The organism is Nocardia sp. NPDC004573, from assembly GCF_053602135.1.
Window position 1 is genome coordinate 631747 of the sequence record NZ_JBSGDA010000001.1, and the last position, 25150, is coordinate 656896.

The 25150-nt window shown below is 69.2% G+C and carries 24 protein-coding genes; 18 read left to right on the forward strand and 6 right to left on the reverse strand.

Translation table 11 applies throughout. The features are described from left to right. Nucleotides 1-15: 15 nt before the first annotated feature. From ACWEKR_RS03135 to ACWEKR_RS03205, 15 genes are all read left to right on the forward strand, one after another. Entirely contained in the window at nt 16-894 is an 879-nt protein-coding gene (locus tag ACWEKR_RS03135) for a MinD/ParA family ATP-binding protein (protein ID WP_159837907.1), read from the forward strand. Continuing rightward, the gene (locus ACWEKR_RS03140) at nt 891-1553 is read left to right on the forward strand and encodes a DUF6668 family protein (RefSeq protein WP_452353012.1); all 663 of its coding nucleotides are present in this window, start codon (nt 891-893) and stop codon (nt 1551-1553) included. The genes ACWEKR_RS03135 and ACWEKR_RS03140 overlap by 4 nt, the downstream gene beginning before the upstream one ends. A 51-nt stretch (nt 1554-1604) precedes the next feature. Further along, nucleotides 1605-1901 carry a hypothetical protein gene (locus tag ACWEKR_RS03145; protein ID WP_195083613.1) on the forward strand — a complete coding sequence of 99 codons (297 nt, stop codon included), beginning with the start codon at nt 1605-1607 and terminating at the stop codon, nt 1899-1901. A gap of 23 nt (nt 1902-1924) precedes the next feature. Continuing rightward, entirely contained in the window at nt 1925-2185 is a 261-nt protein-coding gene (locus ACWEKR_RS03150; protein WP_228829053.1) for a hypothetical protein, read from the forward strand. A 31-nt stretch (nt 2186-2216) separates the two neighbouring features. After that, a complete protein-coding gene (locus ACWEKR_RS03155; protein WP_452353013.1) occupies nt 2217-2873 on the forward strand; it encodes a hypothetical protein in 657 nt (218 codons plus the stop codon). Next, nucleotides 2870-3682 (forward strand): hypothetical protein, encoded by an 813-nt coding sequence (locus ACWEKR_RS03160; protein ID WP_452353014.1) that lies wholly within the window; start codon nt 2870-2872, stop codon nt 3680-3682. The genes ACWEKR_RS03155 and ACWEKR_RS03160 overlap by 4 nt, the downstream gene beginning before the upstream one ends. Then, the gene (locus ACWEKR_RS03165) at nt 3667-4512 is read left to right on the forward strand and encodes a hypothetical protein (RefSeq protein ID WP_452353015.1); all 846 of its coding nucleotides are present in this window, start codon (nt 3667-3669) and stop codon (nt 4510-4512) included. Before ACWEKR_RS03160 ends, ACWEKR_RS03165 begins: the two co-directional genes overlap by 16 nt. Before the next feature lie 38 nt (nt 4513-4550). Further along, nucleotides 4551-5978: a conjugal transfer protein TraG N-terminal domain-containing protein gene (locus tag ACWEKR_RS03170; protein WP_228829051.1), complete on the forward strand. Its 1428-nt coding sequence runs from the start codon at nt 4551-4553 to the stop codon at nt 5976-5978. Beyond that, nucleotides 5975-7465 (forward strand): SCO6880 family protein, encoded by a 1491-nt coding sequence (locus ACWEKR_RS03175; RefSeq protein ID WP_452353016.1) that lies wholly within the window; start codon nt 5975-5977, stop codon nt 7463-7465. The genes ACWEKR_RS03170 and ACWEKR_RS03175 overlap by 4 nt, the downstream gene beginning before the upstream one ends. A 7-nt stretch (nt 7466-7472) precedes the next feature. Beyond that, a complete protein-coding gene (locus tag ACWEKR_RS03180; RefSeq protein WP_195083608.1) occupies nt 7473-9617 on the forward strand; it encodes a hypothetical protein in 2145 nt (714 codons plus the stop codon). Beyond that, complete coding sequence (locus tag ACWEKR_RS03185; RefSeq protein WP_040867646.1) at nt 9614-9922, forward strand: transposase; 309 nt, start codon at nt 9614-9616, stop codon at nt 9920-9922. The genes ACWEKR_RS03180 and ACWEKR_RS03185 overlap by 4 nt, the downstream gene beginning before the upstream one ends. A 37-nt stretch (nt 9923-9959) precedes the next feature. Further along, nucleotides 9960-11624, forward strand: coding sequence for a peptidoglycan DD-metalloendopeptidase family protein (locus tag ACWEKR_RS03190; protein WP_452353017.1), 1665 nt, complete (start codon nt 9960-9962; stop codon nt 11622-11624). 65 nt (nt 11625-11689) lie between these two features. Continuing rightward, nucleotides 11690-12244: a hypothetical protein gene (locus ACWEKR_RS03195; RefSeq protein WP_195083606.1), complete on the forward strand. Its 555-nt coding sequence runs from the start codon at nt 11690-11692 to the stop codon at nt 12242-12244. 42 nt (nt 12245-12286) lie between these two features. Then, nucleotides 12287-14122 (forward strand): type IV secretory system conjugative DNA transfer family protein, encoded by a 1836-nt coding sequence (locus ACWEKR_RS03200; protein ID WP_195083605.1) that lies wholly within the window; start codon nt 12287-12289, stop codon nt 14120-14122. Beyond that, nucleotides 14119-14505: a DUF4913 domain-containing protein gene (locus tag ACWEKR_RS03205; protein WP_236565231.1), complete on the forward strand. Its 387-nt coding sequence runs from the start codon at nt 14119-14121 to the stop codon at nt 14503-14505. The genes ACWEKR_RS03200 and ACWEKR_RS03205 overlap by 4 nt, the downstream gene beginning before the upstream one ends. 78 nt (nt 14506-14583) lie before the next feature. Here ACWEKR_RS03205 and ACWEKR_RS03210 read toward each other — a convergent pair whose 3' ends face one another. Together ACWEKR_RS03210 and ACWEKR_RS03215 are read right to left on the reverse strand one after the other, a co-directional pair. Next, nucleotides 14584-15126, reverse strand: coding sequence for a hypothetical protein (locus ACWEKR_RS03210; RefSeq protein ID WP_063017590.1), 543 nt, complete (start codon nt 15124-15126; stop codon nt 14584-14586). A gap of 410 nt (nt 15127-15536) precedes the next feature. Then, nucleotides 15537-16415, reverse strand: coding sequence for a peptidylprolyl isomerase (locus tag ACWEKR_RS03215; protein ID WP_452353018.1), 879 nt, complete (start codon nt 16413-16415; stop codon nt 15537-15539). Nucleotides 16416-16554: 139 nt separating this feature from the next. On the opposite strand from ACWEKR_RS03215, the gene hisS reads away from it, so the two are divergent. From hisS to ACWEKR_RS03230, 3 genes are all read left to right on the forward strand, one after another. Next, nucleotides 16555-17826, forward strand: a complete 1272-nt coding sequence (hisS, locus tag ACWEKR_RS03220) for a histidine--tRNA ligase (protein ID WP_452353019.1) — start codon at nt 16555-16557, stop codon at nt 17824-17826. Between the two features lie 153 nt (nt 17827-17979). Further along, complete coding sequence (locus ACWEKR_RS03225) at nt 17980-18627, forward strand: hypothetical protein (protein ID WP_452353020.1); 648 nt, start codon at nt 17980-17982, stop codon at nt 18625-18627. A gap of 129 nt (nt 18628-18756) precedes the next feature. Further along, nucleotides 18757-19764, forward strand: a complete 1008-nt coding sequence (locus ACWEKR_RS03230; protein ID WP_452353021.1) for a malate dehydrogenase — start codon at nt 18757-18759, stop codon at nt 19762-19764. A 46-nt stretch (nt 19765-19810) separates the two neighbouring features. Here ACWEKR_RS03230 and ACWEKR_RS03235 read toward each other — a convergent pair whose 3' ends face one another. From ACWEKR_RS03235 to ACWEKR_RS03250, 4 genes are all read right to left on the reverse strand, one after another. After that, nucleotides 19811-20890, reverse strand: a complete 1080-nt coding sequence (locus ACWEKR_RS03235; protein ID WP_452353022.1) for a 2-oxoacid:ferredoxin oxidoreductase subunit beta — start codon at nt 20888-20890, stop codon at nt 19811-19813. After that, nucleotides 20887-22857 carry a 2-oxoacid:acceptor oxidoreductase subunit alpha gene (locus ACWEKR_RS03240; RefSeq protein WP_452353023.1) on the reverse strand — a complete coding sequence of 657 codons (1971 nt, stop codon included), beginning with the start codon at nt 22855-22857 and terminating at the stop codon, nt 20887-20889. Before ACWEKR_RS03240 ends, ACWEKR_RS03235 begins: the two co-directional genes overlap by 4 nt. Nucleotides 22858-22967: 110 nt before the next feature. Continuing rightward, nucleotides 22968-23984 (reverse strand): Rv2578c family radical SAM protein, encoded by a 1017-nt coding sequence (locus ACWEKR_RS03245; RefSeq protein WP_452353024.1) that lies wholly within the window; start codon nt 23982-23984, stop codon nt 22968-22970. Between the two features lie 31 nt (nt 23985-24015). Then, nucleotides 24016-25020 (reverse strand): NAD-dependent epimerase/dehydratase family protein, encoded by a 1005-nt coding sequence (locus tag ACWEKR_RS03250; RefSeq protein ID WP_452353025.1) that lies wholly within the window; start codon nt 25018-25020, stop codon nt 24016-24018. Nucleotides 25021-25150 lie beyond the last annotated feature (130 nt).

Below are 25150 nucleotides of genomic sequence, written 5' to 3' on the forward strand. Positions count from 1 at the left end.
AGGAGAGCAGAGGCGATGGGAGAGGACTGGAGCCGCTGGCTCGACGAGGCGCCCGGGGAGGGCGCGGCGTCGAGCCGGCCGGTGCGTTCCAAGGCTCCGGTGGTGCGGTTGCGGCGCGGCAAGGGCGATGGCTCGGAAGCCGATCATCCGGTGCAGCGGCCGATCCTGGTGGTCGGCGGGTGCGGTGGTGCGGGCACCACCACGACGGCGTTGGGTTTGGCGGGTGAACTCGGTTCGGGCGGCACGCCGACGGTCGCGGTGGACGCCACCTCGGCAGGCAGCGATCTCGCGCTGCGCGGCGCGGACGAGCACTTGCACCCGATCAGCTTGCAGTCGTGGCTGTACGGCCGCGGTGACGACGAACCCGCGCCCCTGAAGGAGTGCCTGTCGCGGGCGACTTCGGGCATCGGCTTGCTCTGGCGCGACGCCGCGCCGCTGCGCAGGCGTGCGACCTATCTCACGGTCGCCCGCGCGGTGCGCGAGGCCGGATACACCGGCGTCTACGACGGGGGACACCCGATTGCCGCCCGGCAACTGCTGCCCCTGCTCGATGACGCCGATGTCGCGCTGGTGCTTGCCATTCCGGCCCGCACCGACGCGGCCAACCGACTCCGGGTCGCCCTGGAATGGCTGGACGACCAGTTCGGCGACGCCGGAGAGGGGCACGGAGGCGGCATCGTCGGCGACACCACCATCGTGGTCTCGCACCAGTACCCGGGCGACGACTCCCGGGTAGCGGATCATTTGCGTGAGCATCTGTCCGGCTGGGTCCGCGACATCAGGGAGATTCCCTACGATCCGCACCTGGCCCGTGGTGAACTCGTGCGGCACACCTCGTTGGCCGCCGAGACGCGCCGGGCATATGGGCGCCTGCTCGCCGGGGTGGCATCATGACCGCCGCCATGATTTTTCCGCGTCAGCCCGACCCAGCGCCCGCCGGTGTGATCGCCCCGCCGGAGTCCCGCCGTGCCGCCGTCTGGGATCGTCCCGTGCCGGGTGTCGGACGGGCGCCGCTGGTCTGGCTGCTGGGTGTGCACGGCGGAGCCGGAGCCAGTACCCTCGCGCATGTGCTTGCGCCCGCGGCGGATTCGGGCCGCCGCTGGCCCGGCGTCTTCGACCGCGAAAGTCCGTTCGTCGTGCTCGTCGCACGAGAGACCATCGCCGGTCTGTCCCGCGCGCATGACCTACTGCGTCAACATCTTTCGGGTTTCGCCGGTCCCTCCGACGTGCTCGGCCTGATCACGGTCGCCGCGCGGCCCGGCCGGATGGCTCCCGAGATCCGGCGCTATCGCGACGTGGTCGGCTCCTTGGCCGGACAGGTGTGGCAGGTGCCGTGGTACGAGGAATGGACGCTGGTGGAACCCGAGCAGCTGCCGGTGTGGTCGCCCGGTGACCCGCTGCCGTCCAGGAAACGCAAGCTCGATCTGCTGGAGGAAGTTCCGCTCGATGTCCGGGAGCTCGGCGCCGACATCGTGGCGGCCGCGCGGACGGCACTGGAGGAGGCCAGCTACGACCGCCGGTCACCGGATCTCCGTAAGCCGTCCGATGAGTGAACGTCCGCATCGAATCGGCGACAACCACCCACCATTCGAGAAAGGCACCCGATGAGCACGCTCCTCCTCGCCGTGCAGGACACGTACGGCACCGTCCTCGCACAAGTCGGTAATCCGACGCCGGAGGCGCCGCCGGGCTCGGAGAAGATCCTGCAGCTGGTGCGCTATCTCACCTGGTTCGTCCTGTTGTCGGGCATCTGCGGCATCGTCTACGCGGGCGGCAAGTTCGCCTGGGAGAGGTGGACCGGGGGTGGCCTGGAGTCGCCGAAGATGGTGGCGGGCGCGATGATCGGCGGCGTGGTCGCCACCAGCGCGGGCACCATCATGAACGCCGTCATCGGCACCTGAGGCCGACGATGGGTACCGTACGCATGTCCGCAGTGGAGCTGCTCGCCTACAAGCAGATGCCCGCCGACGTCCTGGCACCGCTGATGCAGCTGCTGAACTGGCTGCTGTGGTTCGTCCTGCTGGTGTGCCTGGCCTGGATGATCGTGTCCGCGGGAAAGCTGTGGCTGGTCTTCCGCAGCGATCTGGCCATGAACGATGCCTCGCACGGCGTGCTGATGAGCCTGCTGGGTGCTGTGGTGGCGAGCACGGCGTCGGGGATCGCCCTGGCGTTCCTGCCCGCGTGAGCCGCCGGAGCGGGACGGGGACGACGCGGGAATGACTTCGACAGTACTGCGACCGGCGGGCGCCACGGTGTCGCGGCGCGACATCCGCCGCCCCGCGGCCGGAGTGGTCGGCGCCGCGCTGCTGGTCGCGGCGGTCGGCTGCGGCGGTGGTGCGGACGCGGCGGGGCCGGATCTGTCGGCCGCGCCCACCAACGTGCGGTGGCAGCCGTTCCAAGGTGTGCAGCTGCCGCAGACCGACCAGGGGCCACGATCCACGGCCGACGGCGCGGCGACCGGTTTCGAACACTCGCCGCGCGGTGCGGCCGTCGCCGCGCTGACCCACTCGGTGCGGCTGGCGGTGGCCGCCGATACGCAGTGGGCGAAAGTGGCTGCGGGAGAACTCGTTCCGGGTGCCGCCAAGGACGAGTGGGCGATCAACCGGGTGCAGTTGTCGATCACCGGCCCGGCGACCCCGGAGTTCGCGCCGCGTTTGCTGGGCTATCGGATCACCGGGTACTCCGAGTCGCGTTCCACCGTTGACGTGTACACCGAGTACTCCGACCGGTCGAAAGCGGTGCACCACACGGCCGTCGAGTGGTTCGGCGAAGACTGGAGATTACGGCTGCCCGACCCGGATTCGACCGCGCGACCCCTCGATTCGATCGACGCATTACCTACCGACATCGTGAAACTGGAGGCACCGACGTGAGCGACAGGGAGTCGTACGCGCGCGACCGTGTCTCATTCGGAATCGTGGCCTCCGCCGCCGTGCTGGCGCTCATCGTGGTCGCCGGCATCTTCGTCTTCGTCAGCCGCGACGAGGAGCCGGTCGGGGGCGCGCCCGCCGTCACCGGAGGCTCCGGCGGCACCGGTTTCGCGAGCCCCGAGACGGATATCCTGGGCAGGCGCGTCGACATTCCGAACAACGCTGCCGGGCAGCCGCTTTCGCAGGATCCCTCGCGCCAGCGCAAGCCCACCGACCCGGACTGGCTGACCGCGGCACCGGAAGGCACCACCGAACCGCACGGCTGGCAGCGGGTGTACGGCGCCTCCGTCCCGTTCTCCACCTCGGACGGGCCGACGCGGATCGAGGACGACCTGGCCGTCGGCTACTCGCACACCCCGCAGGGCGCGGTGCTGGCCGCGGCGCAGATCACCTACCGGCTCAACGCCCGGCCCGCTGATCGCGACCTATACGTGCGACAGGTCCGGGTGTCCGCCCAGCAGATCGCCGCCTACGACAAGGCGCTGGCCGACGACCGCCTGCCACAGCAGCAGCCGGAGAAGGTGACGCGCTATTTCGTGGCCTCCGACGCGTTCAAAGTGGACGACTACGCCGACGATCTGGCCATCATCCGGCTGGCCACCAGGGGACCGGTGGTGGACGGCAAACAGTTGTGGGTAGCGACGCGCCTGGTCATGGTGTGGGACGCGGGCGACTGGCGACTGAAGCCAGCGACCACCAACAACGCGCAGACCGAGTACATCGAGTCCTTGCAGGGGTGGACGAGGTGGTGAACCGTAGAAGGTCTTCCGAGCACATGCCACTGGCTGTGCTCGGCGCGGGTGCGGTACTCGCGGTGGCGGTGGCCGCAGTCGTCACTGTGGTCGCTGTTCAGGACGACGCGCCGCAGGACCGGGTTTCGCAGACGACGACGGCCTCGGAGAATCGGGCTGACAGCCCGGCTGCCGAGTCGTCATTCGTAAGTTCCGGCAAGGACTCCTTCGGTCATCGTTTCGATGTCTCGAAAGATCCCGCAGGGCAGGCGCTTTCGCAGTCAGGTGGGCAGCGTACGCCGACGGATCCGGAGTGGCGGACCGGCGCGCCGGGCGGGACGAACCAGCCGGGCGGCTGGCAACAGGTGTACGGCGGCCCCATCATTCCCTTCTCGACGACCGATGGGCCGGCGCGCATCGAGAACGGCGTGCCCTCGGGATTCGCCAAGACCCCGCAAGGTGCCGCGTTGGCCGCCGAGCAGATCTACTGGCGGACCGTGGCACGACCCACTGACCACACGCTGTGGCAGCGGTTGGTGATCCTCACTCCCGAGGAACTCGCCGATAGGGAGCGCAAGATCGCCGAGGGCAGAGTGCCCGACGTCTTGCCGGAGAGTGCCAAACCACTGCTGTACGCGTCCGATGCTTTTCGAATCGAAAGCTATGGAGACGATTTCGCTGTTGTTCGTGTCGCCCGCAAGACCCGTGAGTTCCTGCACGGCGGGCGAAGTTGGGTGGCCATGAGACTCAACGTGGTATGGCGTGACGGTGGCTGGAGATTGAAGTCGTCCGCGGGCGACGCACAGCCGCTCGAGACGATCGGTTCGATCGATGGGTGGACACAATGGTGAGGCGGCTAGTCACAATCTTCGCGGTCATCTTCACAGTGATGATCGCGACTCCGACCGTGGCCTACGGCCAGACGTACGGCTTCGACAACACGTGCAACGAAATCCACGACACTCTCGACGGTGTCGGACTGCCCGGCTTCAGCCTCGGCGACGCCGCGTCCGCCGCGTGCAAGGCGGGCAACGCCGCCACGCATCCCGACCAGGCGGCGACGGCGGTCAAGGACAAGGCCTGGGATTCCACCTTCGGCAAGGTGGTCGATTCGCTGATGAACGGTCTGGGCGAGGCCATCATCCTGGCGTTGACCTTCTGGATGAAGGTACCCAACGAGGCGGCCAGCGATTCCGGTTCGCTGTTCACCAAGATCAACGACTACACCTATCAAGCGCAGATCCTGTTGCTGATAGCGTCGGTGATCCTGTCCGGGGCGCGATTGGCCGAAGCCAGACGCGGGGCCGCGATGAACGAAGCGGCCGAATCGTTCCGGATGTTCACCCGCGTCGTCTTCAGCTCCTGGATGCTCGGCGCGGTGATCGTGGCGGGCACGCAGGCGTCGGATCGCTTCGCCGAGTGGATCATCGACGACTCGACCAACGGCAACGCCAAGGACTTGGCCGAGCTGATGGTGAAGACCAGCAAGCTGCAGGCGTTCTCGCCCGGCCTGGTGCTGATCATCGCGATCGTCGGCCTGCTCGGCGCGCTCGCGCAGATCGTGCTCGCCATCGTCCGGCAAGGCCTGCTGGTGATCGCGGCCGGTGTGCTGCCGCTGGCGGCGGCGGCCTCCGGCATGAACATCGGCAAACAGTCCTATCAGAAGCTCATCGGCTGGATCATCGCCTTCATGCTGTGGAAACCGGTGGCGGCGATCGTGTACATGATCGCTTTCACCACAGCGGGTCACGTCGATTCGCTCACCCCGGCCGGCGGCCTGCCCGACGGTGAGCAGGCCCAGCGCATGCTGGTCGCGATCGTGCTGCTGTGCAGCGTGGCATTCGTGCTGCCCGCGCTCATGCGACTGGTCACTCCGGCCGTCGCGATCGTCGGCAGCGGCGGTTCCGGTTTCACCGCGGCCGGTGGCACCCTGGTCGGCGTGGCGGCCTTGGGCGCCATGGGCACCAAGGCGGTCGGCGTCAAGGGCACCGCTGCCCCGGGCCGGGCCGGCTATGTGAGCGGCAGCGGCACCGGCCCCCGCCCCGGCGGCGCGGGCGGACCGCGTGGCGGCGGCGCACCCCGCCCGACCCCGCCGCGTGGCGGCGGTGGCCCGCAGGGCGGTGCGGCTCCGCGCGCCTCCGGACCCGCGGGCGCGGCCGGGGTAGCGTCCGGAGCGGCCAGGACGGCAGGCCGGATCGGCGCGGCGCGCGCCGCGAGCGGCGGGTTGAACCGGGCCGAGCAAGCCATGGGTGACGTCGCGGGCGATCGCTGGACGAACCGTTCACCCGACCTCGGGAGGAGCACCATTCCGCGATGACACTCACCGACACCTACGAGCGGCGCTCGTACGGGCTTTGGCAGAAGCCGCGCAGCGCAGGTCTTTTCGGCCTGCGCTGGGAGGAGACCGTGCTCGGCTTCGCGGTCGTGATCACGGCGCTGATCACCGCGATGGTCGGCGGCTTCCAGTGGGGTGCGATCGTCGGCGGCGTCGGTGTCGTCGTGATGGCCCCGCTGGTATGGCGGACCGGAGGTCGTTCGGGCTACGAGACGGGATTGATGATGTTCAACTGGATGCGCTCGCGCAGTCGTGGCGAGCACGTGTACCGCGGTGGCCGCTTCTCCCGGATTCCCGGCGGCGTGACCCGCCTGCCCGGGCTGCTGGCGCCCTCCAAGCTGTACGAGGGCATCGACGCGGGCGGTTACAGCTTCGGCATGATCCACCTGCCGCAGTTCGCCCAGTACACGGTGGTACTTCGGGCCTGGCCGCAAGGCCACGAGGCGGTGGACCAGCCGGTGATCGATCGGTGGGTCTCGGCGTGGGGCACCTTCCTCGCCTCGGTCGGCCAGACCAGCGATATCGTGGCCGTGGTGCCGGTCATCGACACCGTGCCGGAGACCGGAAACCGCTTGCTCACCGAGGTTTCCACGATCACCAGGCCGGAGGCGCCGGAACTGGCCCAGCAGGTGATGTACGAGCTGGCCACGGAGTTGCCGCAGGAGCGGGTGCAGTTGCTGCCGCGCGTGGCGATCACGTTCAAGGCCACCACCGCCGAGCGCCGCAAGAACCCGGCGGAAGAGGCCGTCGAGATCGGCCGCCGCCTGCCAGGCATCTGCGCCGCGCTGGCCGAAGCCGGTGTGCGCGCCCAGCCGATGTCGGCCGACGAGGTGATCGCTTTCATCCGCCGCAGTTACGATCCCGCCTCGCAGGCCGACCTGGAAGTGGCCGCGGGCGAACCAGAGGGGCACGGCCTGGACTGGGCGGACGCGGGCCCGGTGTCCCACGACGAGAAGTGGGATCATCTGGTGCACGACGGAGGCCGGTCGGTCACCTGGGAGATGGACGCCGCGCCGGAGGGCGCGGTCGACGAACGGGTGCTGCAGCGGCTGCTCGCGCCGAATCCCGAAGTACCGCGCAAACGTATCGCGATCGTGTACCGTCCGCACTCAGCCGCCGACGCCGCCGAAATCGTCGACGACGATTTCAAGAACGCGTTGGTGGCCCAGCAGAGCGAACGAGGGGTCGTGTCCGCGGCGGCGACGCTGCGGGTGGGCGCGACTCAGCAGGCCCGCGAAGAGCAGGCCCGGGGTCACGGTGTGACCCGCTTCGGGGCGCTGGTGACCATCACCGAGCCCCTGCGCGGTGACCTGCCGCGTATCGAAGCCATCACGCGCGACCTGTCGACCCAGGCGCGCTTGAAGATTCGGCGGTGCTACCGCTACCAGGCGGCGGCCTTCGCGGCCTCCCTCGGTTGCGGGGTGATCCTGCCGGAACACGCGACTATTCCGAAGGCACTGGCGGGGTGAGCGATTCATGGCACGGGACTACGAGCCACCCGTACGGGACCGGGACGAGGACGCACGCCGCAGGCGGCTCGAGCAGTCCGGCCGGGACGAGTGGGGACAGCGGCCGGAGCGCAGGCGCCCCGCACGAGATTCGGCGCGGGTGAACGGCGAGGACCGGCGCGGCGTCGACACGTCCGACCGGCGCGGGGCCGAGCGGCGTGGGCGGCCGGGCGCAGGCCGGTCCGAGGGCGTCCACACCGACCGCGGGCACACCGAACGTCCCCGCGGCGAGCGGAATCCGCGCATGTCCCGGGACGCGGTCACCGAGCGCATCGCCGCCCGGCCGGATCGCAACGGGGGCAGGAACGGCCGCGTGGCACGGCCCGCGAAGGTGGACTACACCGCCGACCGCGCCATGGGCACCCCGTACACGGACAAGGCGGCCCGCCGCGCGAAGGCGAAGGCCGATCGGCGTAAGCAGTCCGGGCCGCCGCTGCTCGACGACGCCACCCGCGCCAAGCTGGAGATGATCGCCCGCGAGGGCAGTGGTCTGCGGGCGGCGTTCGCGCAGTTCCGGGTCCGCACCGACGACATCCGCCGCCGCAACTACGCGGCGCGCGCGGAGCAGACGATCGAGGACGGCTTCGACCGCAGCACAGCGCAACTCACCGACCGCGGCTACGCGGGACCGGGAGGCGGCCGGATGAACGTGGTCGGCCGCCCGGTCGAGTACCGCGCCACCACCGCCCAGGTCGCCGGCTTGTGGCCCTGGTCGGTCGGCGCGGGCGCGCCGCTGATCGGCACGCCCCTCGGCTCGCATCTGCACACCGGTGCGCCGGTCTGCTTCGACCCGATGAACTGGTTCATGCGCGGCAGTTTCATCACCGCGCCCAGCCTTTTCGTGCTCGGCCTCAACGGTTTCGGCAAGTCCTCGCTCGTCCGCCGGATCGTGCTGGGCGGCATCGCGCAGGGGATCACGCCGTTGATCCTCGCCGACGTCAAGCCCGACTACCGGAAGATGGTCGAACTGGTCGGCGGCCAGGTGATCGACCTCGGGTACGGGCACGGCAAACTGAACCCGCTCGCGGCGGGCGTGCTCGGCGCGGTGGTCCCACGGCTGGAGGAGTTCCCGGCCTTGCAACTGCAGGTGCTGCAGGACTTGCGGGCCCGGCAGGTGACCCTGATCGCGGGCCTGGTCGAACTGGTACGCGGTGACCGAGTGCGCGACTACGAGGAGACACTGATCTCCACGGCTCTGCGCATCCTGTACCGGCCGGGCAGCGGCTACACGCCGGACAAACCGCCGATCATGGAAAACCTGCTCGAGGTGATCGTCGGCGGCGGTGAGGAATTGATGCTGGACGCGGGCGCCGACGACGTCGCGGAGTACCAGGAGGCGATCAAGGGGCTGCGCCGCTCCCTACGCGCGCTGACCCAAGGTCCGTTCGGCGCGGTCTTCAACGGGCAGACCACCGTGCCGATCGACACCAGCGCGGTCGCGGTGTGCATGGACGTCTCGCACATTCCGACCGGCGACAAGAAACTCAAGGCGGCGGTCATGCTGGCCTGCTGGGCCGACGGGTTCGCCTCGGTCGAGGCCGCGCACGTGCTCGCCGACGCGAAGCTCGGTCCGCAGCGCTATTTCCAGGTGGTGATGGACGAGCTGTGGCAGGTACTCGGCCTCGGTGACTTCATGGTCGACCGCGTCGACGAACTCACCCGGTTGCAGCGCGGCATCGCGACCGCGCTCATCATGATCAGCCACACCATCAAGGACCTGCAGGCGCTCGGTTCGGAAGCCGCCATCGCGAAGGCGCTCGGTTTCCTCGAGCGGGCGCGCGCCAAGATCTTCGGCGCGCTCCCGGCCGAGGAGATCAAACGGCTGGACAGCACGGTTCCGTTCACATCGGCCGAGGAGGAGATGGTGACCGGATGGTCCGCACCGCAAGCGCTGACCGGCGAGGCGCTCAAACCGGGACAGCAGCGGCCCTCGCCGCCGGGCACCGGCAAGTTCCTGCTGAAGATCGGTGAGGATCGTCGCCCCGGCATTCCGTTCCATATGGAATTCACGCTGTCGGAGAAGGAAAGCGGGATCCACGACACCAACCAGCGGTTCAGCGAGTTCACCGAATCGACCTCGCGCGGAACGGATTCACCGGGGAGTGCCGCATGATGCCGCACCGGTCCTACCGTCGCGTCTCTCCGGAGGTGCGCCAAGCGGCGGTCGAACAGGTCATCGCGCTGACCGGCAAGCTGCGCAGTGAATCGGAGGCCTGCCGTGTGGTCGCCGAGCAGATCGGTGTGCACACGAACTCGGTGCGGAACTGGGTGCGCGCGGCCGAAGGCCCCGGCCTGGAACGGATGGACGCGACCGCGCTGCGGCGCAAAGTCGCGCTGTTGCAGCAGCAATTGGCGGCCGCCGCCGAGATGAACCGCACGTTGGCCGACACCCTCAACGAAGCCCGGCGCCGGACGTGAGCCGCGGCTGCGCGCGGCACGATGCCGGAGTGCGGCGATGAGCGGCAAATCGGTGCTGTGGACGGCGCTGGGCGCGGTGCTCGGCCTGATGACCATCGTGCTGGTCATCGTCATGCCCGCCGTGGACGACGCCTGCGAGGGCGGGTCCGTACTCGGTTCGCAGTCGGCGCTCCCGCCACTGGGCGGCTACCCGCCGGATGATCGGCGTGCCGCCGCGACCGCCGGTGCGGGCGCGACCCAGACCAATCCGGCCGTGACCGCCACCCCCTCGCTCGCCGCGGGAGCGGGCCCGTTGCGCCGCAGTCTCCCGATGGCGACCGGAACCTTCACCGTGTCGGATACCTTCGGCTCGCGGGGCGGCGCGCACCGTGGCGTCGACCTGGCCGCGCCCGACGGCACGCCGATCTTCTCGGTCTCCGACGGCCGTGTGGTCGCTGCCGGTCCGGCGTCCGGCTTCGGCAACTGGATCGTCATCGATTCCGTGGACATCAACGGCCGTTCGTACTCGGCGGTCTACGGGCACATGTGGGACTCCGGCGTGCTCGTCCGCGCGGGCGACACGGTGAGGGCGGGGCAGCACATCGGCGCGGTCGGTTCGGCGGGGGAGTCCAGCGGGCCCCATCTGCATTTCGAGATCGTGCCGGGCGGCCGGTTCACCGGTGGGCGCCAGATCGACCCGTTGCCGTGGCTGGACGGCGCCCCGACCCCGGATGTCGGCGGTGCGCGCGCCTACTCCAGCGATCCGCGCTGCAGCCTCGGTTTCGGCACCGCCGGTGGCGCGCTGGCCGCGGGCAAGGTGCCGCAGGAACTGGAGATCTGGTACCGCCGGGCGGGTTCCATCTGCCCGCAGATAACGCCTTCGCTGCTGGCCGCGCAGGGCAGGCAGGAGTCCGGTTTCCGCCGCGGCGCCACCTCTCCCGCGGGCGCGCAGGGCCTGGCGCAATTCCTGCCGACCACCGCGGTGAGCATCAATCCCGATGACGGTCAGCCGTATGTGATCGACGCCGACGGCAACGGCGTGGCCAGTGTGTGGGACGACGGCGACGCGATCATCGGTCAAGGGCGCTACATGTGCGCGATCGCGCACAAGATCCAGCGGTGGCAGGCCGAGGGCCGGGTGCAGGGCGACATCGTCGCGCTGACACTGGCGGCCTACAACGCGGGCGAAGGTGCGGTGCTGGCCTCCGGCGGCATGCCGAACCAGGTCGCCGCACACTATGCCGAGACCCAGCCGTACGTGCGCAACATCCTCACGATGGAAGCGCAGTACCGCGCACCGGGGTCGGTCGGCCGGTTCACGCCAGGGCCGGGGACGGCAGGCGACCAGATCGTCGAAGCCGCGCACGAATGGCTCGGCACCCCGTACGTCTGGGGTGGCGGCGGACCCCAAGGCCCGAGCGGCGGCGGACTGGACGGACCGGGTCTGACCGCGGCGGCGGTGTTCGCGGCGTCCTCCGGCACGGTGACGTTGCCGCGCACGGCCGAACAACAGTGGGAGGCGGGCGCGGAAGTGCCGATGAGCAAGGCCCGGCCGGGAGACCTGGTGTTCAGCTCGTTCGGTCGGCGTGGACCGGCGCAGGTCGGCGTCTACGTGGGCAACGGACGGATGATCCAGTCCGTGCCGGGGGCGGATGCCCGATCCGCCGGGGGTGTTTCGGAAGTCGCGGTTCCGGGGGACGGACGTGCGAGGAGGGTGCTGTGAGCGGTGACGGGCCCGAACACACGGCGGCAGGACTGCCGCGACGCCCCCGTGGGCGGCTAGCCTGGATGGATAGAGGGAATGCACGGGCGAAACTGGTGGTGATGCTGGTGGCGAGCGTCGCGGTGCTTGGTGCGGCCTGCGGCCGCGCGGATACGGGATCCGATGCGGCGCACTCGGCTACATCCACGACCCGTTTGCTGGAGGGCGTGCCCGCCCCCGATCCGGTCACGCCGGACGGTGTCGCGGTCGCGGCGTTGCGGGAGATCTACAGCTGGCAACCCGCCACCGAGACGCAGGGTGCTTCGTTGAGCAGGGCGCGAAAGTTTCTCGGTCCCAGCTTGATTCGTATGCTGGATGCGGCGCCGACCGCGGTGGAGACGCCGAAGTCGACGCTGCAGTGGGCGGATTGGGCACGGGAGGGGGCACACGTGGAGGCATTCACGTTCGCGTCCGGGGAGAAGCCGCCGACCCTCAGCGACCCGAATGTCCAGCAGTTCAAGATCGGGATCGAACAGACCGTCGTCTATCCGAACGGACGCAAGGAGCCGCTGTCGCCCGCGACGGTGATCGCCACCGTCGTGCGCACGCCCGACGGCTGGCGGCTCGACGCATTCCGCTGACCACCCGCTTTCCGTACCGGACGGCCGACCCAGGAGGCACACATGGCGAAGAAGAAAAAGGTGACGGATCCGGCCATACCCGGACCCGACGTCAGCCTGTTACTGACCTACGCCGGCTTCGCGATCTTCGGAACTCTCTGGCTCGCGCTGCATCTGGGCAACATGCTCGAGGGCAGCCCGCAGAAGGTCCCGTTCAACCCGATCGCCATCGCGGCGGATCTGGCGCGGGGCAAGCTGCACTGGCCGGGCGCGGCCACGGCGATCGTATTGCTGGTCATCCTGAGCGTGGTCGCGTATCTGGTGATCCGCAAGGAGCTGCAGAAGCGCCGGAGCAAGGGGAGGTTGCCGGTCGACGACAAGGCCGACGTGATGGGCAACGGTGGCGCGATCTCGATGCTGACCGAGGCGGGTGTCCGGGAGAAGGCCGAGCAGTTGGGCGTCAAACTCGGTTACGACGACGCTCCCGGCGTGCCGATCGGCGTCGGTGTGGCAGACGGGGTGATGCTGTACGGCTCGTACGAGGATCTGCACTTGGACATCTGGGGTCCGCGCCAGGGCAAGTCGACGTCCCGGGTGATCCCGGCGATCCTCACCGCGATCGGTCCGGTGCTGGCCACCTCGAACAAGCGTGACGTGGTGGACGCGACCCGAGACGTGCGGGAGTCCAAAGGAAGTCCCACCTTCGTCTTCGATCCGCAGGGCGTCGCCGGAGAAGAGCCGACCTGGTTCTGGGATCCGCTGTCCTGGGTGGACGCCAAGCGGGAGGGTTGCGAGATGCGCGCGGCGCGGTTGGCGGGGCACTTCGCCGACGGCGACGACGGTAGTGACAGCAAGACCGACGCGTTCTTCGATCCCGAGGCCGAGGACCTGCTGGCCGGACTGTTCCTCGCCGCCGCGGTCGGCGATCGCAACGGCAGCAGGCCGATCGTGCAGGTGTGGGAGTGGGTGACCAATCCGCAGGACACCGAGCCCATCGAGTTGCTGCGCGCCGCCCGCCATCACTACACGGCCTCGGGCCTGTCCTCGCAGTACAACGCCGATCCACGTACCCGCAGTGGCATCTTCGGCACCGCCAAGAAGATGATCCGGTGCCTGAAGTTGTCGAACGTGCACCCGTGGATCACCCGTGGCGGCGATCGCAGGGAGTTCGACGAGCTGGAATTCCTGGAGAACAACGGAACGCTCTACAGCCTGTCGCTGGAAGGCCGCGGCTCGGCCGCGCCGCTGGTGAGCGCGCTCACCGAGGCGGTGGTGGACGTGGCGATGCGCAAGGCGTCGCAGTCGGCCGGCGGGCGCCTGGCGATCCCGATGCTCGCGGTGCTCGACGAAGCCGCCAACGTGGTGCGCTGGAAGGACCTGCCCAAGCAGTACAGCCACTTCGGCTCGCGGGGCATCGTCGTGATGACGGTGCTGCAGTCCTGGGCCCAGGGCGCCCGCTGCTGGGGTGAGAGCGGTATGAACGCCTTGTGGTCGGCGGCGAACATCAAAGTGCTCGGTAGCGGTGTGGACGACACCAAGTTCCTGCAGGAACGTTCCGACGTGCTCGGCGAATACGATGCGATCTCGCAGTCGGTCTCGGAATCCAAGGGCGGCAAGAGCTATTCCCGCTCACTGGGCTCGTCCAAGACGTTCTCCGTCAACGCCCTCGCGACGCTGCCGCGTGGCCGGGCGATCCTGTTCCCCTCCGGTGCGCCGCCGGTGCTCATCCGTACCGTGCCCTGGTGGGAGGGTGAGTACGCTGCCGACGTGAAGAAGTCCATCTCGCGTCACGACCCGCAACGAAAGACCGAGATCACCGACCTGATCGGCGCGCCCTCGCTCAGCAAGTCGACGCCGCCGCCGGAATACGGACAAGTCGAGGAGGTTCGGCCGCTGTGACCGAACAGCAGCAGCAACCGATGATCTACGCGAGCGTGGTGGAGTTCGTCGAGAACTACCTCAGCCTGGTCTACCGGCGACAGGTCACCGATCTCAGCGACACCGTGTGGTGCCCGGAGTGGTGGCAGCACGCCGAGGCGGTCGCCCGGCTGGACGCGCTGTGGCGGGCCTGGGAGCACTACCGGCTGGACGGGAGGACCGGATTGAGCGTCTGGTTCCTCGATCACGCGGATCCGCACATGTCGAAGCTGTTCGACCCCAAGGGGCCGTTCAAGTACTGCAGTGTCCGCAACGGCCACAAGGACATGCTCAGCCCGTTGCCCTTGAAATCGCCGCAGCACGGCATGTTCGGCGATCCCACGGTGGGCGACTTCCGCACGTAACCGACTGCGCCTGCGGTTGTCGCGGTGGCCCGAGACGACGAACGCCCGCCGGATTCCGGCGGGCGTTTGTTCGTCCGGCTACCTGGTGCGCTCCAGACCGCGGGATTCTTGTTCCCTGGCCCTGGTGACCGACGGCGCCTGGTCGGGGCGGGAGCGTACGGCTTCGCCCGGCGGTTGCGCCTGCCCTACCTCGATCAGCATCCGCACGGCGGCAAGTTCTGGCGCGACACCCATTTTCGCGAGATGGGCCGCGATCGCCATGCGGCGTTCCTGGGAGTCGTACTGCAGAGCAGGCTTGGCGGCGGCATTGGCCGCCATCCGGGATGCCTCGGCCTGTGCGGAGAAGCGGTCCTTCTCCAGCGACACACCCTTTTCCGGGATCGGCTTCTCGATCAGCCGGGCCAGCTCGGTGTTGCGCGGATCCTTGGCCTTCGCATCGCGCGCCTCGCGCAGCTGCAATTCCTTGGCTTCTTTGATCCGGGCCTCGGTGAGCTTGACGCGCGCTTCGGCTTCCTTCTGACCACGCTCGCGGGTCCGCAAGGCGACGAGCGTCGCAAGCTGCAACATTGTCCTCATCATGGCCGCGGTTTCCCGGCCGATGTCGTCCAGTTCCTCGGACATGGCTGCTCCCCGATGCTGCAGTGATCACTATGGATGATGGTGGTGCTTCGTTACGGACGCCGCCACGCGAACTGTAGTCCCGTGCAGCGGGTCCCGCCTGCAAACGTGGACACCCGGAGAACTTGTGGCGTGGCACTTCCTGTCCGGCGGATTGCCCGGCCGAGGCCGCGCTACGCTGCAAGAACTCCTTGTTTCGAGGTTACCTGACAAAGGTCGGCACAATCGAACGAGCTTGCTGCTTTATCAGCATATATCGCACATTTCCGGCGTGTCTCCGGACGCGCCGGATGATCTTCGGACTGAGGACACCCTAACCGAAGAAAGGCTCGACTGTCTCGCACTCCGGCCGGATGACCGTAGACATGGCTCGGGCCCGCTGCCGAGGGGTCGGCGGCGGGCCCGAATGCGCCTCAGCGGTCGATCCGGACCGACTGGATGGTGACCGGCTGCTTGGGCTTGCCGTCGCCGGGGCCGTTGGAGTCGTCCTGGCCAAGTGCGGCGATCTTGTCGAGCGTGCCGAGGCTGTTGTCGTCCACGGTGCCGAAGATCGTGTACTGCGGCGGGAGCTGCGAATCCGAGTACACGATGAAGAATTGGCTGCCGTTGGTTCCGGGGCCCGCGTTGGCCATGGCCAGCACACCGCGCTTGTACGCGACCGGCTCGGAGGAGGCCGCGGGGTCGTTCGGAGCGTACTGATCGGTCGGGTATTCGTTGTCGAACTCGTAACCCGGCCCGCCCATTCCGGTGCCGGTGGGGTCGCCGCACTGCAGAACCTTCAGGCCCTCGCCCGCGGTCATGCGGTGGCAGCTGGTGCCGTCGAAGTAGTTCTGTGCCGCCAGGTTGACGAAGCTGTTCACCGTGCACGGCGACTCGGCGTTGTTCAGGGTGAGCCCGATCGGGCCCTGACTGGTCTCCATGCTGACGCTGACCTCGGCATCCACGCCGGTGGTCGGGATGCCGTCGGGCTTCGGCTTGCTCGCCTGCTTGTCCGCGGGCTTGGCGCTGTCGCGGTAGGTGCAGTCGACCGTCGCGGGCTTGGCCTTCGCCGACGGCGGCGCGGCCGCGGCGGGCGTGCTGGACAGCGAGGCGTCCGCGGCGTCGGAGCTGCTGTTGTCGTCGCCGCGGGTCAAGAAGTACACCCCGGTCACGGCGGCGACCACCACGACGACACCGAGTACCGATCCGGCGATGGTGAGTTGCTTGCGCTTGCGCGCCCGCTCCGCCCGGTTGGCGAGCTGACGTTCCAGCTTGCGTTTCGCCGCTGCTCGTCGCTGTTCGTTGCTCGGCACTACCACGTTCCTCCCGTATCCGGTTACATCGGGATAAGAGTGTGCCATTTCTACCTGAGACTGCTCCGCAACCTTCCTGAGAGGCGGTTCGGCGAACCGGTTGGACTTGCGGGGCCGTAGTGGTGGAAACTGGAGCATCGTGACCAAGACCAGCAGCTTCTCCGCCCCGAAGGGGGTACCGGACTACGTGCCACCCGGCTCGGCCGAGTTCGTCGCGGTGCGCGACGGCCTGCTCCGCGCCGCCCGACTGGCCGGGTACGGGCATATCGAGCTGCCGGTCTTCGAGGACACGGGCCTGTTCGCCCGTGGTGTCGGTGAGTCCACCGACGTCGTCACCAAGGAGATGTACACCTTCCCCGACCGGGGCGATCGCAGCGTCACGCTGCGCCCCGAGGGCACCGCGGGGGTGATGCGCGCGGTCATCGAGCACGGCCTCGACCGCGGCCAGCTTCCGGTGAAGGTCTGCTACAACGGTCCCTTCTTCCGGTACGAGCGGCCGCAGGCCGGACGGTACCGGCAATTGCAGCAGGTGGGCATCGAGGCGATCGGCGTCGACGATCCGGCGTTGGACGCCGAGGTCATCGCCATCGCCGATGCCGGATTCCGCGGGCTGGGCCTGGACGGTTTCCGGCTCGAGGTCACTTCGCTGGGTGACGAGACGTGCCGTCCGCAATACCGGGAGCTGCTGCAGGATTTCCTGCTCGGGCTGCCGCTGGACGAGGAGACTCGGCGGCGTGCCCAGCTGAACCCGCTGCGCGTGCTGGACGACAAGCGGCCCCAGGTGCGCGAGATGACCGCGGATGCGCCTTTGATGATCGACCACCTCTCGGAGTCGGCCAAAGCGCACTTCGAGCAGGTGCTCGGCCACCTGGAGGCGCTGGGCGTGCCGTATGTGGTGAACCCGCGCATGGTGCGCGGCCTGGACTACTACACCAAGACCACGTTCGAATTCGTGCACGGCGGTCTCGGCGCGCAGTCCGGCATCGGCGGCGGCGGCCGCTACGACGGTCTCATGGCCGAGCTGGGCGGTCAGCCGCTGTCGGGGATCGGGTTCGGCCTCGGCGTCGACCGCACCATGCTGGCGCTGGCGGCCGAGGGCAAGTCGGCGGGCGACCCGGCGCGCTGCGAGGTCTTCGGCGTGCCGCTGGGCGACGCCGCCAAGCAGCGGATGGTGGTGGTGGCCGCGCAGCTGCGCGCGGCGGGCATCCGGGTCGATCTGGCTTACGGCGGGCGCGGTGTGAAGGGCGCGATGAAGGCGGCCGATCGCTCCGGGGCGAAGTTCACCCTCGTACTCGGCGACCGGGACCTGGCGGAGAACACCATCGGGCTCAAGAACATGGCGACCGGCGACCAGCGGGAGATTCCCCTGCCCGAGGTGGTCGGTGTGATCCGGGAGTCGCTGGCCGGGTAGCGAGGGTGGCGGGTGCCCGGCGGTGTCGGGTTTCGCGACGCGACCGCCGGGCGCGCGGTACTGTGCGTCGAACCCGCCGCCGGCCGGGCGGCGGGTGCGGTTACGTGACCGGCGCGCAAAGTACCGCCGCCGGAGTCGCGAGAGGGCGGAGTAGTGTCCACGAATTCTGATGACCAGCAGTCGATCGCGCCGGTCGGGCTCGATCTGGTCGCGCCCGAGCTGTACGCGCCGATGTTGCGCCGCCTCGCGCTGGCCGCGTCGGGCATCGGTCTCGGCGCGGCGCTGCTGGCCGCGACCGTGGTGAGCTGGCCGATCGCCGCGGCCATCGGTGTCGTCGTCGGCGCGCCGACCGTCCTGTACGCCGTCGCACTGCGTCGGCGGCGAATGTGGCTGACCGGCAATACTCTTCATGCCCGCAGGCTGTTCGGGGAACGGCAGGTGCAGCTGTCGGGGGTGACCGGGGTCGAGATGCTGGTGTTCCCGGCCCGATTGAGCAGGATCGCACTGCGGGTCACCGCGGGAGAGGTGTCCCAGGTCGTTCCGCTGGCGATGTACACCGACGCGGGCAGCGGTCGCGAATTGCACCTGCTCGGCCTGCGCAGGCTCGCCGACGCGCTCGCCGCCAGTCGATTGGCCGCGGCCGTAGCGGTTTCGGAGGTGCTGGTGCGCCAGTTGCGGGCCGAGGCGCGCGACGCCGGGCTCGAGGAACGGCCGCTGTATCGCGCCGTGCGGCTCGCGCGGGCGAAGGACGTGGTGTCGCCGATCGTGCTGACCGACACCGAGGTCGCCGCACTCGCCTGACCCGGCGTTCTGGAAAACGGGTGTGCGGCAGCGAACCGGTGACTGTCGCGTCGCTCACCGTGGGCGTTCGGCGGCGGTGAGAGTGGTTAGGGTGGGCAGCAGCAATCCGCCGACCGCAAGGAGTTCGTCGTGAGCACCGCCGCTGGGACCGTGACCGTCACCGTGACCGGAGCCGCGGGCCAGATCGCCTACGGGATGCTGTTCCGGATCGCCTCCGGCGCGATGCTGGGCCCGGACACGCGCGTGCGCCTGCGGCTGCTGGAAGTCCCCGCCGCTGCGGCGTCGCTGGAGGGCGTCGCGATGGAACTGGAGGACGGCGCGTTCGGGCTGCTGGAGTCCGTCGACATCAGCGACGACCCGTGGGTCGGCTTCGCCGGCGCCGACATCGCGCTGCTCGTCGGCGCGCGGCCGCGTACGGCCGGGATGGAACGCTCGGATCTGCTCGCCGCCAACGGCGCGATCTTCACCGAGCAGGGGGCCGCGATCAACGCCAGCGCCGCGGACGACGTGAAAGTGCTCGTCATCGGCAACCCCGCCAACACCAACGCCTTCATCGCCATGAGCAACGCACCGGACGTGCCCGCGGAGCGTTTCACCGCCATGACCCGGCTCGACCACAACCGCGCCATCGCGCAACTCGCCGCGAAGACCGGCGCGCCCGCTGCCGACATCGCGCGGGTGGCGATCTGGGGCAATCATTCGGCGACGCAGTACCCCGATATCGCGCACGCCACCGTCGCGGGACGCCCCGCCCTCGACCTGATCGGCGATCCGGCGTGGCTGACCGAAGAGTTCGTGCCGACCGTGCAGCAGCGCGGCACCGCCATCATCCAGGCGCGCGGCGCATCGTCGGCGGCGAGTGCGGCCAGCGCGGCGATAGACCACATCCACGACTGGGTGCACGGCACCCGGGACGGCGACTGGGTGTCCATGGCGGTGCCTTCGGACGGCTCCTACGGTGTGCCCGCGGGGCTGATCAGCTCGTTCCCCGTCACCTGTGCGAACGGCGAGTACACGATCGTGCCCGATCTGGCGATCGACGGACTCGCCCGTCCGCGGATCGACGCTTCGGTCGCCGAGCTGGAGCAGGAGCGCGACGCCGTCGTCGACCTCGGTTTCGTCAAGCGCGGCGCGTGACCGGCTGCGCGGACCTTCGCCGCCCTGCGCAGCCGGGTACGGCGGGCTATCCGACCGTCCAGGTCTCCGGCCCGGTGAGCAGGGCCTGCAGCGAGTCCGGGCCGACCGGCTTCTGCTCGCGCGCGCTCTCGGTCTGGTAGCGCACCGCGTCGTCGTAGGTCGGTCGAGCGACGCTGCGGAAGATGCCGGTGACGACATGCTCGAGTCCCTGGTCGCTCAGCCGCGACAGCGCGTAGGCGTACTCCGGGTCGTCGGCGTAGGCGTCGTGCACCACGATGTCGGACTCCGCGACGCTGTCGGCGCGGGCCACCGCGAGCCCGAAACCGCGTCGTACCACGGCGAATTCGCCCTCGGTGCCGAAACGGATCGGCTCGGCGTGACGCAGCGGGATGAGATGGTCCGCGGCGTTCTCCCGGCGCAGCACGTCGAACGAGCCGTCGTTGAAGATGGGGCAGTCCTGCAGGATCTCCACGAACGACGTGCCGCGATGCTCGGCGGCGGCGCGCAGCACCTCGGTGAGTCCCGCGCGATCGGAGTCGAGCGCGCGGGCGGCGAAGGTCGCTTCCGCGCCGAGTGCCACCGACAGGGTGTTGAAAGGGTGGTCCACGGAGCCCATCGGCGTCGACTTGGTGATCTTGCCTTGCTCCGAGGTGGGTGAGTACTGGCCCTTGGTCAGACCGTAGATCCGGTTGTTGAACAGCAGGATCGTCATGTTCACGTTACGGCGCAACGCGTGGATGAGGTGGTTGCCGCCGATGGAGAGCGCGTCGCCGTCACCGGTCACCACCCAGACCGACAGATCCGGCCTGCTGACCGCCAAGCCGGTCGCGATGGCGGGCGCACGACCGTGGATCGAGTGGATGCCATAGGCCTCCAGGTAGTACGGGAAGCGGCTGGAGCAGCCGATCCCGGACACGAACATCAGATTCTCCCGGCGCAATCCGAGTTCGGCGAGGAAGCCGCGCACGGTCGCCAGGATCACGTAGTCACCGCAGCCGGGGCACCAGCGCACCTCCTGATCGGAGGTGAAGTCCTTCACCTTCTGCGGTCCGTCCGCGGACGGCACCCCGGATACTCCGGTCAGTCCGAGATCGGTGCCGACCAGTGACGTTTCCACGATGGTCATGCGTTACCCCCAGCCATGCGGTACGCGGCTGCCTTGCCTGCGTCGTCCGGCAGTGTTCGATACGTGGCCTGCGCCCGTGCGGCGAAGACCTTGTTCTGTTCCATCTCCTCGATCGACCCGTCCAGCGCCGCGTCGATGACCCCGACCAGCTCCTGCGCGGAGAACGCGGTGCCCGCGATCTTCGTCCACGGCCGCACGTCGACCAGGTACTTCGCCCGCAACAGCGTGGCCAGCTGGCCGCCGTTCATCTCCGGCGCGACCACCACGCGATAGCGGCGTAGTACGTCGCCGAGGTTGGCGGGCAACGGATTGAGGTGCCGAAGATGTGCCTGGGCGACCGGGACGCCGCGCCGCCGCGCGCGCCGGCATGCCTCGCCGATCGGGCCGTAGGAGCTGCCCCAGCCGATCAGCAGCAGCTCGGCGGCGCCGTCCGGGTCGTCGACCGCGAGATCCGGGACGCCGATGCCGTCGATCTTGGCTTGGCGCAGGCGAACCATGAGTTCGTGGTTGGCCGGGTCGTAGGAGATGTTGCCGCTGCCGTCGGCCTTCTCCAGACCGCCGATGCGGTGCGCGCGGCCCTTCGTGCCCGGGACGGCGAGCGGGCGGGCGAGGGTGTCGGGATCGCGTGCGTACGGCTGGAACGGGTCGGCGTCGTCGCCTTCCGGTTCGAAGGCCGGGTCGATCGGCTCCAGCTCGCTTACTCGCGGAATGGCCCACGGCTCCGAGCCGTTCGCGATCGCACCGTCGGACAGCAGCAGCACCGGAGTGCGGTAGGTGAGGGCGATCCGCGCGGCCTCCACCGCGGCGGCGAAGCAGTCGGCAGGCGAGCGCGGGGCCAGCACCGCCACCGGTGATTCGCCGTTGCGGCCGTAGAGCGCCTGCAACAGGTCGGCCTGCTCGGTCTTGGTCGGCAGGCCGGTCGACGGTCCGCCGCGCTGCACATCGATCACGACCAGGGGCAGTTCCGTCATCACCGCCAGCCCGATGGTCTCGCTCTTGAGCGCGAGTCCGGGACCGGACGTGCTGGTGACGCCCAGCGCGCCGCCGAGCGAAGCGCCCAGCGCCGCGCCGATCCCGGCGATCTCGTCCTCGGCCTGGAACGTGGTGACACCGAAGTTCTTGTGCTTGCTCAGCTCGTGCAGGATGTCCGAGGCCGGGGTGATGGGGTAGGTGCCGAGGAAGACCGGCAGGCGCGCGAGCCGGCCCGCGGTGATCAGACCGTAGGCGAGCGCGGTGTTGCCGGTGATCTGGCGATAGGTGCCCGGCGGCAGCTTGGCGGGCGCGATCTCGTAGGTGGTGGCGAAGCTCTCGGTGGTCTCGCCGTAGTTCCAGCCCGCACGGAACGCCAGGATGTTGGCCTCCGCGATGTCCGGCTTGGTGGCGAACTTCTCCCGCATGAACTGCTCGGTGCCACCGATCGGGCGCCCGTACATCCAGGACAGCAGGCCGAGGGCGAACATGTTCTTCGCGCGCTGCGCATCCTTCTTGCCGACGCCGGTCGATTCGGTGGCGCCGAGGGTCAGCGAGGTCATCGGGACTCGGTGCACCACGAAGTCCGACAGTGTGTCGTCGGCAAGCGGGTCGGCGGGATAGCCGACCTTGGCGAGAGCGCGCTTGGTGAACTCGTCGGTGTTGACGATGACCGTGGCGCCGCGCGGCAGATCCTCCAGGTTCGCCTTGAGCGCGGCGGGGTTCATCGCGACCAGCACGTCGGGCTGGTCACCAGCGGTGAGGATGTCGTAGTCGGCGATCTGGATCTGGAAGGACGAGACGCCGGGCAGCGTCCCCTGGGGCGCCCGGATCTCGGCGGGGAAGCTGGGCTGGGTGGCCAGGTCGTTGCCGAAGGCGGCGGCCTCATGGGTGAAGCGATCGCCGGTCAGCTGCATTCCGTCGCCGGAGTCCCCGGCGAACCGAATGACGACCTTTTCCAACTTCGCTGTGCCGACATCGTTTTGGTGTGAAACCATATGCCTGCTTCACTTCCTCGTCGCTGAGAGGTGCCATCGCCAAACTACTCCGTCGAACGCGGTGCGCGCCCCCGAAGCGCGCGGACCGGCGAGATCCGGCGAGGATGGCGTCAGGCGAACAATGCCAGCTGCGCGCCGGTCGTGTGCGCGGTTTCGGGTCGTGTCTCCGGTTCGGCTTGCCCGCGACCCGTCAAACCGTGCTCCGCCAGCAGCGGAGCGACCCGCGCGCGCAGCCAGGCGGAGTACTCCGGCGTGACGTAGGCCCCGCGGCGGTACAGCTGGCGGTACCGGCGCAGCAAGGCCGGATGGTGCTCGGCCAGCCAGGACAGGAACCAGCCCCTGGTGCTGCCGCGCAGATGCATGGGGAACGCGACGGCCGAGTCCGCCCCGGCCTCGGCGATCGCGCCGAAGATCGCGTCCAGGTGGGCACGGCCGTCGGTGAGGCAGGGAATCACCGGCGCGACCAGGACGTTAACCGCGAATCCCGCGTCGGTGAGCGCGCGCACCAACTCCAGCCGGGCCCGGGGTGACGGCGTGCCGGGCTCCAGGCTCCGGTGCAGATCCTGGTCGAGGATCGCGATGGACACCGCGAGACTCACGCGCACCTCGCGGGCGGCCGCGGTGAGCAGCGGCAGGTCGCGACGCAGCAGGGTGCCCTTGGTGAGGACGGAGAAGGGCGTGCCGGACTCGGCCAGCGCGCGAATGATGCCCGGCATCAACCGATACCGCCCCTCGGCGCGCTGATAGGGATCGGTGTTGGTGCCGAGCGCTACCGGTTCGCGGCGCCAGGACCGCCTCCCGAGCTCTTTGCGCAGCACCGCGGCGACATTCGTCTTCACCACGATCTGCGAGTCGAAGTCCCGGCCCGCGTCCAGGTCCAGGTACTCGTGCGTGCCGCGCGCGAAACAGTAGCGGCACGCGTGCGAACACCCCCGCATGGGATTGACCGTCCAGTGGAACGGTACGTTCGCGCCGTCGGGCACCCGGTTCAGCGCGCTCTTGCACAGCACCTCGTGGAACGTGATGCCTTCGAACTCCGGTGTCTGCACAGTGCGCACCAGACCGGCCCGGGACAGCCCGGGCAAGGCGCCGTCCTCGGCGTCCAGGGTCTGGCTTTGCCACCGCACCCCCTCAGTCGAACATGTGTTCTATGTGCTGTCAAGCAATCCGCCTGGTGTCCGGCGGGGCGAGCCGGGTCGGGTCGGCGAAGAAGGCGACCAGGTCGCGCACCGTGTCGTCGAGCGGGCGCGGCTGGTAGCCGAGTTCGCTCGCCGCCTTGCCGTGGTCGACGACGGGCGCGGAGATCAGCGCGCCCAGCGCCGCCTTGGAGACGATGTCGGAGTTGAACAGCTTGCCGATCGGCGCGAGCACCGGGATGATGCCGGACACCAGCTTGGGGGAGATGGCGAACTTCGGGCCCCGCTTGCCGCCATGGGTCGCCGCGACGCGGCACAGCTCGAGCATGGCGATCATCGATCCGCCGAGCAAGTAGTTCTCGCCGGTCCGGCCGTGCTCGCCGGCCAGGATCAGGCCCTCGGCCACGTCGCGCACGTCCACGAGATCGAATCCCCCGCCGATCATGGCCGGTACCCGCCCGAGCGCCGCGTCCTTCAGCGTCCGGTTGATGCGCGACAGCGGCTTGCTGAAGTCCAGGGGGCCGAACACGCCCGTGGGATTGCACAGCACGGCGTCCAGGCCTTGGTCGATCACCTTGCGCAGCGCGACCTCGCCCGCCCACTTCGACCGGTCGTACACCGGAAGCGCGGGATCGGTCGAGCGCGGCGCGTTCTCATCGATCCGTCCGCCACAGTTGTACTGGTTGAACGCATGGATCGAGCTGGCGTGCACCATTCGCCGGGCGCCGACGGTCAGCGCCGCTTCGGCGACCACGCGCACGCCCTCGGTGTTCACCCGCCAGGCCAGATCGTTCTTCTCGGCCAGGGTGATGACGGCGACCAGGTGGTAGACCACCTCGGCGCCGCTCAGTGCGGCGCGCATCGACGCCGGGTCGAGCACGTCGCCCCGCAGCCACGTGACACCGGGCGCCGCCGGCTCGGCGGGAATCGCTCGATCGATGGCCGTGACCTGATGGCCGCGCTCGGTGAGGAGGCGGAGCAGATTCGTGCCAAGGTAGCCGGCTGCGCCGGTCACTGCGACCTTCATGGGACAGAGAATATAGAACTTGTTCTAATTTGCAACACGTTCCAGTTCTGGCCCGTCGTCCCGGTCGGACCGTGCGTTCGGGCTCGAAACTTGCCGGTCGGGTCGGCTATATTGAGCGCAACCGTAGCGG